14 protein-coding genes are annotated in these 13,303 nt (G+C 31.4%); all 14 read right to left on the reverse strand.

Annotated elements, in window-relative coordinates:
• Positions 1-4: 4 nt before the first annotated feature.
• Positions 5-730 (reverse strand): FliA/WhiG family RNA polymerase sigma factor, encoded by a 726-nt coding sequence (locus B3N22_RS13670; RefSeq protein WP_286907973.1) that lies wholly within the window; start codon positions 728-730, stop codon positions 5-7.
• 18 nt (positions 731-748) lie between these two features.
• Complete coding sequence (locus tag B3N22_RS13675; RefSeq protein ID WP_238902562.1) at positions 749-1,387, reverse strand: flagellar brake protein; 639 nt, start codon at positions 1,385-1,387, stop codon at positions 749-751.
• Positions 1,388-1,395: 8 nt separating this feature from the next.
• The gene (locus B3N22_RS13680; RefSeq protein WP_286907976.1) at positions 1,396-2,250 is read right to left on the reverse strand and encodes a MinD/ParA family protein; all 855 of its coding nucleotides are present in this window, start codon (positions 2,248-2,250) and stop codon (positions 1,396-1,398) included.
• Positions 2,244-3,398 (reverse strand): flagellar biosynthesis GTPase FlhF, encoded by a 1,155-nt coding sequence (gene flhF, locus B3N22_RS13685; protein WP_286907978.1) that lies wholly within the window; start codon positions 3,396-3,398, stop codon positions 2,244-2,246. The genes B3N22_RS13680 and flhF overlap by 7 nt, the downstream gene beginning before the upstream one ends.
• Positions 3,399-5,462: a flagellar biosynthesis protein FlhA gene (flhA, locus tag B3N22_RS13690; protein WP_286907980.1), complete on the reverse strand. Its 2,064-nt coding sequence runs from the start codon at positions 5,460-5,462 to the stop codon at positions 3,399-3,401.
• Between the two features lie 19 nt (positions 5,463-5,481).
• Entirely contained in the window at positions 5,482-7,311 is a 1,830-nt protein-coding gene (locus B3N22_RS13695) for a fused FliR family export protein/FlhB family type III secretion system protein (protein ID WP_286907982.1), read from the reverse strand.
• Positions 7,312-7,322: 11 nt separating this feature from the next.
• Positions 7,323-7,592: a flagellar biosynthesis protein FliQ gene (gene fliQ / locus B3N22_RS13700; protein ID WP_286907984.1), complete on the reverse strand. Its 270-nt coding sequence runs from the start codon at positions 7,590-7,592 to the stop codon at positions 7,323-7,325.
• Between the two features lie 9 nt (positions 7,593-7,601).
• The gene (fliP, locus tag B3N22_RS13705) at positions 7,602-8,354 is read right to left on the reverse strand and encodes a flagellar type III secretion system pore protein FliP (protein WP_286907986.1); all 753 of its coding nucleotides are present in this window, start codon (positions 8,352-8,354) and stop codon (positions 7,602-7,604) included.
• The gene (locus B3N22_RS13710; RefSeq protein WP_286907988.1) at positions 8,354-8,704 is read right to left on the reverse strand and encodes a flagellar biosynthetic protein FliO; all 351 of its coding nucleotides are present in this window, start codon (positions 8,702-8,704) and stop codon (positions 8,354-8,356) included. Before B3N22_RS13710 ends, fliP begins: the two co-directional genes overlap by 1 nt.
• Before the next feature lie 10 nt (positions 8,705-8,714).
• Entirely contained in the window at positions 8,715-9,176 is a 462-nt protein-coding gene (locus B3N22_RS13715; RefSeq protein ID WP_286907990.1) for a flagellar basal body-associated FliL family protein, read from the reverse strand.
• On the reverse strand, positions 9,163-9,885 hold the full coding sequence (locus B3N22_RS13720) for an OmpA family protein (RefSeq protein WP_286907992.1): 723 nt from the start codon (positions 9,883-9,885) through the stop codon (positions 9,163-9,165). The genes B3N22_RS13715 and B3N22_RS13720 overlap by 14 nt, the downstream gene beginning before the upstream one ends.
• A complete protein-coding gene (locus B3N22_RS13725) occupies positions 9,885-10,694 on the reverse strand; it encodes a motility protein A (protein WP_286907994.1) in 810 nt (269 codons plus the stop codon). The genes B3N22_RS13720 and B3N22_RS13725 overlap by 1 nt, the downstream gene beginning before the upstream one ends.
• A gap of 10 nt (positions 10,695-10,704) precedes the next feature.
• Positions 10,705-10,896, reverse strand: a complete 192-nt coding sequence (locus B3N22_RS13730) for a flagellar FlbD family protein (protein ID WP_021800938.1) — start codon at positions 10,894-10,896, stop codon at positions 10,705-10,707.
• 111 nt (positions 10,897-11,007) lie between these two features.
• The gene (locus B3N22_RS23640; protein WP_414632234.1) at positions 11,008-13,302 is read right to left on the reverse strand and encodes a flagellar hook-basal body complex protein; all 2,295 of its coding nucleotides are present in this window, start codon (positions 13,300-13,302) and stop codon (positions 11,008-11,010) included.
• Position 13,303: the final 1 nt, after the last annotated feature.

Raw genomic sequence — 13,303 nt, forward strand, 5'->3', positions numbered from 1 at the left:
CTCTTTATGTATAATGTAATTTTTTCATATTAGTTCTTAAATTTCTAATTGCTCTACTATGTAATTGGCAGATTCTTGACTCAGATACCTCAAGAACCTTACCTATTTCTTTCAATGTTAATCCTTCATAATAATATAAACTTAATATCATTTTATCTTTTTCATTTAGAAGCTCTATAGCTTTTTCAAGCATCTCAAGTTCTTCTTTTTCTTCTAGAGTTTTTTCAGGGGAAGGACTATTCTTATCTTCTATTATTCCCTTTATAGACATATCCTCATCATCTGAAAATATTACGTCATCTAAAGACTGAATAGATATATAATTAATATAGTTCTCAACCTCTGCAACTTCCTTTATTGTAACTCCAAGCTCCTTAGCTACCTCTTCTGTAGATGGTTCTCTAAGAAGAGTTCTTTGAAGATGCTCTACTGCATCATTAAATCTATTTAATTTATCAATTGCACCCTTTGTAATAGGAGAGTTTTTTCTTATCTCATCTATCATTGATCCTCTTATTCTTATAGATGCATAGGTTGAGAATTTCATTCCCTTTTCATAATCAAATTTATTAATAGCATCCATGAGACCAACCATGCCATAGCCTAATAAATCATCGTATTCAACATACTTTGTTTTACCTAATATTACTCTCGATGCTATATACTTTACTAATGGTATATATTTTTCTGCTAGCTGCTCTTTAGATGGTCTAGCATTGGCTATTGTCATGACTTTGTCCCCCTTATTTTATATTACACTTCTTTGTTTTCTAATTATAGTAAATACTATCTTAATTATCTTATCTCGTTCTCTTTCTGAAGGATTTGAAAAAGAAACTCCATAAATATATTGGCTATCTTCTGTTTTATCAACTCTTACTATTTTCCCTTTTATTAAAACTTCTTCTTCCTCATACTTAAGTTTTAATGCAACTTTCTCTGAAAGCTCTATTCTTTCTTTAGTTTTAAACCTTAAACCTCCACCACTTAAGTCTAGTAGAGTTGCAGTTTTAAAACTACTAAATACAGTTTGAGTATCAACTGTAAAAATTGAGTATTCTACTGGATACATAGTTGTAACTCTAACATAGTTTCTTCTTTGTACCTTAGTATATTTCTCTGGAATAGATAAAACATACATAGGTATATTATTTTCAATTTTTCTTTTTATAATCATAGTTGTAAATTTATATACTATTCCATTTTCTTCATGAAAGGTTGCTGAAATCCATTCACCTTCTTTTATAAAAAGGTAATTTCCTTCTGCAACAGGTATAGTAATAGAAAAAGTCTTTTCATCTTCCTCTTGAACCGTTGACTTATATACTTTTTTATCATCCCAAAATATAGATATAATTCTGTTTAACCCTATTTCTAATGTTTCCATTTCTCCCCCTATGAAAAAATACTAAATATTTTCTTAAACAGCCCTTGCACACCTATGCTTTCATTTCTAACTTCTTGTCCTTGAAGTTTAGTTGCTATTTCCTTTATACATCTTGAAGCATCACTATTAGGATAAGCTAAAGTAAATGGCTTTTGTTCTCTTACTGATTGCACTAGTTTTCTATCCTCTAAAACTGTTCCTAAATGAGCTAGTTCTAATCCTAAAAATTTATCTACTGCACTTTTAAATTTAGAGAATGTATCGACTCCTTCTTTTATAGTAAATGCTTTATTTACAATTATATTCGCTTTACTTTTAATTTTAAAGTGTTTTGTTGCTTTAAGCAAGCTATATGCATCGGTTAAAGAGGTAGGTTCTGGAGTAGTAACCACTATTAATTCCTCGCAGCAGGATATAAAAGCTAATACACTTCTATTTATGCCGGCTCCAGTGTCTATTAATATATAATCATAATCTTCTAGGGTTTGAATTTTTTCTAGAAACTTATTTCTTTCTCTCTCTGTAAGATCTTCTACCTTATTAATTCCTGATCCCCCTGAAAGAAGTTTTACTCCTAAGGGACCATCAGCTAACACCTCATGTATATCTTTACTGTCATCTAAAATATCAAACAAATTATGTTTTGGAAAAACTCCCATCAAAACATCATCGTTTCCCATTCCTATATCAGCATCAAAAACCAAAACTCTTTTTCCTTGTTCTCTAAGAGATATGGCCAAGTTAACTACTATATTACTTTTCCCAACTCCACCTTTTCCAGAGGTAATAGTAATGATTTTGCATCTAGGTTTATTTCCACCATTTGAAGCTAATTCTCTTAACTTAACAGCTTGATCTAGCATACACTATCCTCCCCAAGAATAAGTTCTAATAGTTCTCTTTTTGTAGGCTTTTTAATATCTTCTGGAACAGACTGCCCTGTAGTTACGTAAACTATAGGTTTGTTTGACTCCTTTATTATCTTAACTAATCCCCCATAAACTGAAGTTTCATCAAGTTTTGTTATTATTATTCCATCATAATTTAAAAGTTTATATCCTTCTAAAATTATATCAATATCTTTATTTTTTATAATTGAAGACATTACTAAATATATTGAATCTGGAGAGGCTTTTTCAACAAATGCTCTAAGTTCTGAAATCTGCATCGTATTTTTAGAGCTTCTTCCTGTGGTATCTACTAATATGGTGTCACAGTATTTTAACTTCTCAATAGCTTCTTCCATTTCCTTTAAAGTTATTACAACTTCTAAAGCTATTCCCATAATTTCTGCATAGGTTTTTAATTGCTCAACAGCACCTATTCTATATGTATCTATAGTTATTAGTCCAACTTTTCTCTTTTCAACTAAAGCAAGTTTTCCAGCTATTTTAGCTATTGTTGTAGTTTTACCAACCCCTGTAGGTCCTGCAAAAACCACTGTTCCATTTAAATTGTTTGTATCTATTTTTATTAAATTACTTAAATAATTCCTTAAAATCTCTTTTTTCTCTTCAAAAGCTGGAGTTGCCTTTATGTCTCTAATAATGTCTTTTATGAAAACTTCTTCTATATCTCTATCTTTTAGAAAAGAAATGAATTTATCTTCTTCTATTATTTCTTCCTTTTCTAAAACCTTAGATAAAAGATCTTTAATTTCTCCCATTTCCTTTTTTAATTCATTATCTGAAGAAGTGGATACAGCAGTTTCTTTTGGAGTATCAGCTTTAACATCCATTTTAGTACTTTTATTCTTTAACTCTTGTTCCATAAGTTTTTTTATAGAATCTATAGAACTTTCAAATTCATTAGCTTTTTTAACCTCATTTTTAGGTTCTGCCATTTTTTCTACAGCAGCAGTTACTTCTATCAGCTTCGCAGAAAAAAATCCTTTAAAACCTGGTCTTTTTATTTTTCTTTGACTAAGTATAACTGCATCTTTTCCAAGTTCATATCTAATTCTAGTCATAGCTTCATTCATGCTACTCACTATGTACTTTTTTATAACCATCTATACTGTCACTACTCCTTCAGTTCTTATTTCCACATCATTAGGTATTTCATTTAAAGAAACTACCATAATATGAGGGTACACCATTTCAATAAGTTTTCTAAAAACCGGTCTTATCTTTGGTGATACTAAAACAACTGGTTGATTATTATAGAAATAAACTCTTTCTACTACATCCCTAATTCCATTAAATATCCTTGTTGTAGTATCAGGATCGATTGCTGGGAATGAACCTTGTATTGATTTTTGTGTATTATTTGCAATTAGATCTTCTATTTGTGGGTCTAAAGTTACAACTGTTATTGCTCTATTTTCATCTATAAGTCCATTACAAATAGTTCTTGCTAAAGAAAATCTTACATACTCAGTTAAAAGTTCAACATCTTTTGTATTTCTTGAGTTATCAGCTAAAGATTCTAATATTGTAACCATATCTTTTATTGGAACTTTCTCCTTTAAAAGATTTTGTAATATCTTTTGAAGTTCTCCTATAGTCATTAAGTCTGGTATAAGTTCATCAACAACTGCTGAGTATCTTTCTCTAGTATTGTCAACTATCATCTTAACTTCTTGTCTTCCTAGTAGTTCATAACCATGAGCTTTTATAGTCTCAGTTAAGTGAGTAACCATAACAGTTGTAGGATCAACTACAGTAAGTCCTCTTATTTCAGCTTCTTCCCTTTGATCCTTATTAATCCAGACTGCTGGAAGTCCAAATGTTGGCTCCATAGTTTTAATTCCTGGTATATCAGTTGTATCTCCTGAAGGATCCATACATAAAAGCATGTTAGGCATTAAGTCTGATGAGTTTATTACAGTTCCTCTTATTTTTATAACATACTCATTAGTTTTAAGTTGAAGATTATCTCTTATTCTTATAGGTTGAACTATTATACCCATTTCTATAGCACACTGTCTTCTAACAGAAGCTATTCTTTGAAGTAAATCTCCACCTATAGATTCATCTGCTAAAGGAATAAGACCATAACCTATTTCAACTTCCATAGGTTCCACAGAAATTAAATTCATAACATTCTCTGGTTCCTTTTTTTCTATCTCCATAAGTTCTTCTTCTTCTCTTGTAAACTCTTGCTCTATCTGCTCATTTTGATCTTTAATTAAGAAATATGATGCAGAACCTAAAGCAGCTCCTGCCACTAAAAACGGTATCTTAGGAAATCCTGGTATAATTGCCATCATACCTGATATTACTCCAGCCATTCCTAGTACCACTGGGAAAGCAGTTATTTGTTTACCTAAAGTTTCTCCAAAGTTAGTTGCATTTCCTGAACGAGTAACTAAAATACCTGAAGCTGTTGATATAAGAAGTGCAGGTATCTGAGAAACAAGACCATCTCCAACTGTCAATTTTGTATATATTGATGCAGCTTGCGCAGCATCTAAATTTCTTTGAAGAATTCCTATAACTATTCCGGCTAAAATATTGATTATAGTAATTACTATTCCGGCTATAGCATCTCCTTTAACGAACTTTGAAGCTCCATCCATTGCTCCATAAAAATCTGCTTCAGCCTGAAGATCTTCTCTTCTTTTTTTAGCTCCAGTTTCGTCTATAAGTCCTGCATTTAAATCTGCATCTATACTCATTTGTTTTCCTGGCATAGCATCTAATGTAAATCTAGCTGAAACTTCTGAAACTCTTCCAGCTCCATTAGTTATAACTATAAACTGAATAAGAACAATTATAACAAATAAAATAATTCCTACTGCATAATTACCTCCTACAACGAAGGTACCAAAGGCCTCTATTACATTTCCTGCATCTCCTTGAGACAATATAAGCCTTGTTGATGATATATTTAATCCTAACCTAAATAGCGTTGTTACAAGCAATAATGTTGGAAATACAGAAAATTGTAAAACGTTTGTTGTAAACATAGTAATTAATAAAATTACTATAGATAATGTTATATTAAAAGCTAAAAATACATCTAACAGCCATGTTGGTAAAGGAATAATTATCATCATTACTATTCCTATTACTCCAAAAGCTACTAATATATCAAAATTCTTCTTAAAATTTCTTTTGCCTAAGACCTCCATATGTACTCATCCATCCTTTTTATTTCTGCTTCTTCATCTTAAAAACTAAAGCAAGAATCTCTGCAATAGCCTGATACATTTCTCCTGGTATCTCTGAACCTATATCTAGAGTATCGTATATAGCCCTTGCCAAGGGTTTATTTTCTATTATAGGTATGTCATTATCTTTTGCAATTTCTTTAATCTTTATAGCAATATTATCTGCACCTATCGCTGTAACTTTTGGTACATTCATTCCACCATCTTCATATTTTAATGCTACTGCAATATGTGTTGGGTTTGTGATTACAACAGTTGCATCAGGTACAGCCTGCATCATTCTTCTTGTTGCCATTTCTCTTTGCTTTTGTTTTATTTTACCTTTAACTTGAGGATCTCCTTCCATTTGCTTAAACTCTTCTTTAACTTCTTGTTTACTCATCCTCATTTCTTTACTAAAAATTCTTCGTTGAAGAACATAATCTATTATAGCTAAAACAATCATTAACATGGTTATCTTAGTAAATATACCCATAACTAGATTTTTAATTTCTAAACCCAAACTTGGAAAATATACATTCCCCATAGATAAGATACTTTTATAGTTGACCATTACAAAGTCATAAGCTAGATATCCTATAATGCTTATGACAATTAGATTTTTTACAAGTTCTAAAAGACTTCTTTTAGAAAACATATTTTTTATACCTTTTAGAGGATTTAACTTTCCTAAAGATGGTTTAAGAGGTTCCCCTGTAAGCAAAAATCCTGTTTGCATTAAAGAAGCAACCACTCCTCCTACCATTATAGGTATTACCACAGGAAATATTCCCATAGCCATTCTAAGCATCACAAACATTCCATAGTTTTTAGCTGAAATTTCTGTAATCTCCTGCCTAAAATCTGAAGATAAAAAATATATCATATCACTTTTAAAATTACCTGCAATAAATCCGCTAAATAGAGATATTACTAATGTACATATAAGTAAAGTAAAAGCTAAACCTACATCCTTACTTCTTGGAAGTTGACCTTTTTTTCTTGATTCACTTTTTTTCTTTGGTGTAGCTTCTTCAGTCTTATCATCTGCAAAGATAAAAACCAAAGGTATAGCTCCATAAATACCTCTAAATATTTCGGGTATTAAATTGAATGCACTTATTATAAACTTTACTAATATAGGCATTGCTATTATTATACATAAAAATCCAACTAAAATCTTAAGAGGCATTCCTAAAATCATTACATTTAACTGTGGAACAGATCTAGAAACTAATCCCATGCAGACATCTGCTATTATAATAATCAATACTATTGGTATTGCTATTTTCAAACCTATTATAAAATACTGTGAAATACTTAAAAAAACTTGATTTATTGTTTCTTGATAGATTATAGTTGTTCCTAATGATACAACTTGAAAACTTTCTATTAAAGATTTAATTAGCATATAGTGTCCATCTATAAGGAAAAATACCATTATGCCAATCCAATGAAATATATTACTTAAAAGAGTTGATGTACTTTGAGATGAAGCATCAAAAAGACTTATCATACTAAGCCCTATATGGGTATCCATCCATGCTCCTGCAAATTTAATGAAGTCAAAACATATGTTGACTATCATAGCTAAAATTATTCCTGTCATTACTTCATTTACACAATAAAACATAAGAAGAAAATTATTATCTATACTATTTACTACAGAGTAGTCAATTCCTCCTATTATCATATAAGAAAGAATAAAAGCAAAAAATGCTTTTACAGTTCCTGGAGTTCCTGAAGGAAAAAAAATTCTTCCAAGCATTAAGAAAGCACCTACTCTAAGGAAAATCAAGAAAATTGCTAAAAAATAATCTATGTTAATCAAGATTTTTCCTCCTACTTGGTTATATTAGCTATTATTTGAAAAATTCTTTCTGTAAATCCTAATAACTTATGAAACATCCAACTACCTAGTAATAACCCTACTACCGCTACTCCTATAAGCTTAGGAACAAAGGTAAGGGTTTGTTCTTGTATCTGTGTGGTTGCCTGTATTATACTTATAATTAAACCTAAAACTAAGGCTATAACTAAAAATGGTGCTGCAACTGTTAATGCAGTTACTATTGCATCTTTAACTATACCTAGAACCATACTCTCACTCATCTAATCACCTCACGCAAAACTCATAATAAGAGATTTTACTATTAAATACCAACCATCTACCATAGCAAATAAAAGTAATTTAAATGGAAGAGATACCATGACAGGAGGAAGCATAAACATCCCCATAGACATAAGTACAGAGGCTACAACCATATCAATTATTAAAAATGGTAAAAATATTAAAAATCCTATAGTAAAAGCTGTTTTTAATTCACTTATAACAAAAGCTGGTACTACAACATATAAAGGAACATTCTCCTCTGTTAAATCAGTAGTATCTATTTTAGACGTTTCTACAAAAAGCTGTAAGTCCTTGTCTCTTGTTTGCTTTATCATAAACTCTCTTAAAGGTTTTGAACCTGCCTCTATTGCTTGTTCTTGAGTTATTTTGTTTTCCATATAAGGCTGAAGAGCATTTGTATTTATCTCATTATAAACTGGTTGCATTATAAAAAGGGTTAGAAATAAACTTAGTCCAACCATAACCTGAGATGGTATTGCCTGCTGAGCTCCTATAGCATTTTTAAGAAAGGATAAAACTACAGCTATTCTAGTGAAAGAAGTCACCATCACTATAAAGGAAGGCAGCAAAGTCAAAATGGTTAAGAATATTAATAATTTTATATTTGTTACATAGTCTGTAGGCGTACCTCCACCATCTAGAGAAACACTTAAATTCGGTGCTGCAAAAGCCTTCTGACTAATTGTAAAAAATATTGCTAAAAACATAATTGTATATATAATTACTCTTTTTTTCTTCATTACTTCTTTCCTCTATACTTAATCTTATCTAAATATTTTTGATAACTTTCTACTAGATCTTTTCTATGTTCTTCTTTATTATCCAAGATAGTTTGTAGTTCATCTTTAGATAACTTTCTTAAAGTCTCTACCCCACCAGAAGTTATAGCTACAACTAAAGCATCTTCCCCTGTTTTTATAATAGCTAAAGTACACTCTTTCGTAAGTTGAATTTTTTCAATTACATTTAAATAATTAGCCTTAGCTAAAGATACAGATTTATTGTTTAAAAACCTTAAAGTTAATATTAATAGAAAAATAATTATAGGTAAAACAATTATAAATCTAAATATTAGATCCACACTTTCCATATACTCATCCTTACTGAACTGTAAAATCAGAAAAAACCACTTCTAATATCTGACCTTTTTTAAGTTCTGAATTTATACTGTCCATTATTTCTTTTTGGATAGCAACTTTATTTCCTAATGCTTCATCAGCAGTTTTTGCATTAAAGCTTGTAATTATTCTATCCCTTATTAATGAAAGGTTAGTTTCAAGCTCTTTAGGTAATTCTTTAACCGAAGAATCATAACCTAAGGTCACCTTTACTTTAACATATCTTTTACCACCAGCATCTTTAAGGTTTATTAAAAGTGCATCTGTACCACAAACAAAATAAGCCTTTTCAACATGCTTTTCTACAGCAGCATTTTTAGCTTGCATATAAAAATAAACTCCAGCAAAGGTTCCTCCTCCACCAAAAACAATAATAAGTAGTCCTATTATTAGAAACTTTCCTTTTCCACCTTTTTTCTCTTTCTTATCCTTATTTTCCGCCATTTTCTTTATTCTCCTTTTCAGTAGCCACAATTAATATATTTACTCTTCTATTTTTTGCTCTATTTTCTTCTGTGGAATTATCTACTAGAGGTTTAAACTCGCCATAAGCCGCTGAATTGAATTTATTAACATCAAGTCCTTTTACCTTAGTAAAATATCTAATTACACTATTAGCTCTTGAAGAAGACAAGTCCCAGTTATCATTAAATTTATAAGTATCTATAGGTACGTTATCTGTATGCCCTTCAATTATAAAAGTGTTATCTAAAGTAGCTAATAATCCGCTTATTTTGTCAAGTACCTCTCTACTTTCAGGAATTAATTCTGACTTTCCAGATTCAAAAAGTATTTTATCATTAAGCTCTATTATTACTCCTCTTTCATCAGTTTTTATTTGTGCAATATCTTCTAGTCCATTATCCTCAAGAAATTCACTTACCTTACTAAATGTAGATCCTTCTACATCTCCACCTTCTGGAACCACCTCTTCTAATACTCCATTTCCACCATCTAAAATTGATTTACCAGACGTTCCTCCACCTAATAGATCTGTCAAAGCAATACTTATATCTTTTAATTTTTGTTCATTAACACTAGAAAAAGAATACATTAAAACAAAGAAAGTTAATACTAGGGTAACCATATCCCCATAAGTTGCTAGCCATGCATCAGTTTTAACTTCTTTTTTAGGTTTTTTTTCTCTAGCCATTACTCAGCAACTCCTTCATTAGCACTTATTGATTTTTGTAAATACGCTAGTCTCTCCTTAGGTGTAAGATATGTGTTTAACTTTTCTTCTATTATTCTAGGGTTTACTCCAGATTGAATTGCTAAAACTCCTTCAATCATCATTTCTCTAAAAGATGCTTCATCTCCACTTCTTGTACTTAACTTATTTGCTATAGGTACTAAGAATATATTAGCCAAAACTGATCCATAAAATGTTGTTATTAATGCCTTTGCCATACCTGAAGCTATGTTTGAAGGATCATCAAGAGCTGCAAGCATCTGAATAAGACCTATTAAAGTTCCTATCATACCAAATGCAGGCGCATAAGCCGCCCATTGTTGAAGTAAATTTATTCCTCTTTCATGTCTGTTTTCCATTTCTCCTATTTCAAGCTCCATTATTTCTTTTATTACCTCTGGCTCTATTCCATCTACAACCATCTGAAGCCCTTTTTTAAGAAATTCATCCTCTACTCCATTTATTTCATCTTCAAGAGATAATAGACCTTCTCTTCTAGCTTTTTTGGAAAGTCCAGAAAATCTACTAACTAAATCAATTCTTGATTCTTTTGATTCTTTAAAACTTTGCATAAAAACCTTAGACAAATTTTTAAAGTCTTCTGAAGATGCAGTAATTACTACTGTTGCAAAGGAACCACCCACTGTGATAGCAACTGACGCTGCATCCCAGAAAATTATCATGTTGGTTCCTCCCATAGCCATTCCCCATATAGTTAAAACTATAGCAGCCACTAGCCCTGCTATGGTTAATATATCTGTCCTCTTCATGTTGTTCCTCCTACAGCTTCATATTAAAAATTCTATTCTTGTATCTGATTACTCTATCCACTACTTCTTCTGGTGTTTCTAAAACAATATACTTCTTCCCATTAGTTAGAGTAATTATAGTTTCTGGAACTTCTTCAATCTTCTCTATGTGTTCTGCATTAAGTATAAGTTCTTTTCCATTCATACCTGTTAAATTAACCATATAACGCCCTCCAATTTAGTTATGTTGAGAGTGTATAGTGGAGAGTTGAGAGTTATACTTGAATTTCTTCATTAACTCTCAACCCTCAACCTTCAATTCTCAACTAATTAATTATCTCTTAAGGTTTATTATATCTTGAAGAATTTCATCTCCAGTTGTTATCATCTTTCCACTTGCTTGGAAAGCTCTGTTTGTTACTATCATATCTGTAAATTGTTCAGCAAGGTCAACATTTGACATTTCAAGCATACCTTGAACATTGTCTCCATAACCTTTAGAGTTATCTTCTCCAGTAGTTTCAAGCCCGCTCTTTATAGTAGCTCCACCTGAGTTTGCTGAAGCTTCATAAAGGTTTTTACCTAAAGAAGTTAGACCTTCTGGATTTCTGAAACTTGCCATAGCAATTTGTCCTAAAGCTGCAACTGAACCATCTTCTAAAATTGCACTTATTACTCCAGTTTTATCAATAGTGTAAGACTTAACCTTTAATTCTTGATCAGTTCCTGGAACTACAACCGTTTCTGGAATTTTCAAAGATTTTAAAGCTCCATCATAGGATTTTAAGTCTTTAGTAGCATCAACAAATGATATTGTTCCATCAGCATTTAAACTTTGTACTGGTGTTCCACCTGTAATGTCAGTTGCTGTTATAGCTTCTGATATAGTTTTAGGTGCATTAGCTACAGTAACTAATTGAGTTATTCCTTTATCAGTAAGTGATTTACGGATTGAGTTTTGTATTTTAGTATTGTCTATTGTCGATGGAGTTGTTGTAAAATCTCCATTTATTGTTATTGTTTTTGACTTTTCATCTACCACAGTTGAAAGTTCTGTACCCTTAGTTATTTTTCCTATTTGAATCTTATACCCATTTAAAGATCCACCTTCTGCAAAAGTAAACTTCATACCAAAAGCTTCTTGATCAGATGGTTTACTATCTTTTGCTCCACCTTGTATATTAGTACTATCTAATCCTGTTAAAGCTTTCCCATTTCCAGTAACTGTACTTCCAGGTAAAACAGCTGCAATTGCTGCTTGAAGATCAGCTGCTAAGGTAGTTGACGGTGTTAAGAAATCTCCGTTAATAACTATTTCATGATTAGTTGCATCTACTGCTGCTGTAGCTGGAGTAGGTCCATTTACTCTATTAATTGAAATCTTATAATCAGTTAAGGTTCCAGTAGGTAAAGTTATATTTAATCCTTGTATTGTAGCTGTTGGAGCTGTTGTTGCTGTTGCACCAGCTGCAGTAACCTCTGTACCTGATATTGGTGAAACAACTCCTGTTCCTGATTTAAGTCTTTGTGCAAATAATGCTGTTGTTTCTGGGTTAGTTGTAGAACTTAACTGTGCATTAATAGCATTAACTATATCATCTGGGGTTGCACTAGATAAATCAGTTGAAATTGTTATAACTTTGTTAGTTGTATCTATTGCAGCTGTAGTTGTACCACCATTAGCTATTTGGTCAATTTTAAATGAGTATCCGTTAAGTTCTTCACCTTTTTCAAAGTTTATCTGAACTCCTACTAGTCTAACTGAATCTGGTGCTGTAGCATCTGAACCACCTTCTATAGCTTTAGTTCCTATAGAAGCATAAGCTGGTATTTCACCTGAAGCTTTTACTCTTTGAGATATTCCTGCTGATGATACAGCTTTATTAACTGCTGATTCCACTTGAGCAGTAGTTAAAGTTGAGGTTTCTGAAAAATCTCCATTTATAACTATTACTTTATTTGTTTTATCAACTTCTGCTGAGGCAACTGTTCCTGGTGAAATCTTTCCAAATGCTATCTTATAACCATTTAGCTGAGATCCTGGACCAAAGCTGAAGTTTATACTTGATAAATTCATTCCATCTGGAGATATAGCTGTAGCAGCTTGAGCATTATCATCATTAGTTAATGTATATCCTAATACTCTATATCCATCTGAAGTTAATAAGTTTCCACTTTCATCTAATGTAAATGCACCATCTCTTGAGTACATTATCTTAGATCCTGAACTTGATAAAGATTGATCAGTTATATTATGTGAGCCTGCTGTATGTGAAACTTCTAAAGTATTATCACCTAAAACAGCTGGACCACTACTTACCATGAAGTATCCATTACCATCTATTGCAACATCTAGTGCTCTATTAGTAGGTTGCATCATACCTTGTGTCATTATTCTATCAATACTTGAAAGTTGAACTCCAAGTCCTACTTGCTTAGCGTTAACTCCACCTTGATTTGTTGAAGGAGTCATAGCATCTTTAACATTTTGATATAACATATCTTGAAACTTAGCTCTTGAAGCTTTAAATGAAGTTGTTCCAACGTTTGATATATTATTACCTATAACATCTAATTTTGTTTGATTTGCTTTCATTCCAGATATTCCAGAATACATTGATCTTAACATA

This window comes from Clostridium sp. UBA1652 (assembly GCF_002320975.1).
Lineage (GTDB): Bacteria > Bacillota > Clostridia > Clostridiales > Clostridiaceae > Clostridium_T > Clostridium_T intestinale.

Bases quoted from the DNA above. Each gene is read 5' to 3' on its own strand.
- B3N22_RS13670 (WP_286907973.1), bottom strand. From the start codon at position 730: ATGACAATAGCCAATGCTAGACCATCTAAAGAGCAGCTAGCAGAAAAA.
- B3N22_RS13675 (WP_238902562.1), bottom strand. From the start codon at position 1,387: ATGGAAACATTAGAAATAGGGTTAAACAGAATTATATCTATATTTTGG.
- B3N22_RS13680 (WP_286907976.1), bottom strand. From the start codon at position 2,250: ATGCTAGATCAAGCTGTTAAGTTAAGAGAATTAGCTTCAAATGGTGGA.
- flhF (WP_286907978.1), bottom strand. From the start codon at position 3,398: ATGGTTATAAAAAAGTACATAGTGAGTAGCATGAATGAAGCTATGACT.
- flhA (WP_286907980.1), bottom strand. From the start codon at position 5,462: ATGGAGGTCTTAGGCAAAAGAAATTTTAAGAAGAATTTTGATATATTA.
- fliQ (WP_286907984.1), bottom strand. From the start codon at position 7,592: ATGAGTGAGAGTATGGTTCTAGGTATAGTTAAAGATGCAATAGTAACT.
- fliP (WP_286907986.1), bottom strand. From the start codon at position 8,354: ATGAAGAAAAAAAGAGTAATTATATATACAATTATGTTTTTAGCAATA.
- B3N22_RS13710 (WP_286907988.1), bottom strand. From the start codon at position 8,704: ATGGAAAGTGTGGATCTAATATTTAGATTTATAATTGTTTTACCTATA.
- B3N22_RS13715 (WP_286907990.1), bottom strand. From the start codon at position 9,176: ATGGCGGAAAATAAGGATAAGAAAGAGAAAAAAGGTGGAAAAGGAAAG.
- B3N22_RS13720 (WP_286907992.1), bottom strand. From the start codon at position 9,885: ATGGCTAGAGAAAAAAAACCTAAAAAAGAAGTTAAAACTGATGCATGG.
- B3N22_RS13725 (WP_286907994.1), bottom strand. From the start codon at position 10,694: ATGAAGAGGACAGATATATTAACCATAGCAGGGCTAGTGGCTGCTATA.
- B3N22_RS13730 (WP_021800938.1), bottom strand. From the start codon at position 10,896: ATGGTTAATTTAACAGGTATGAATGGAAAAGAACTTATACTTAATGCA.
- B3N22_RS23640 (WP_414632234.1), bottom strand. From the start codon at position 13,302: ATGTTAAGATCAATGTATTCTGGAATATCTGGAATGAAAGCAAATCAA.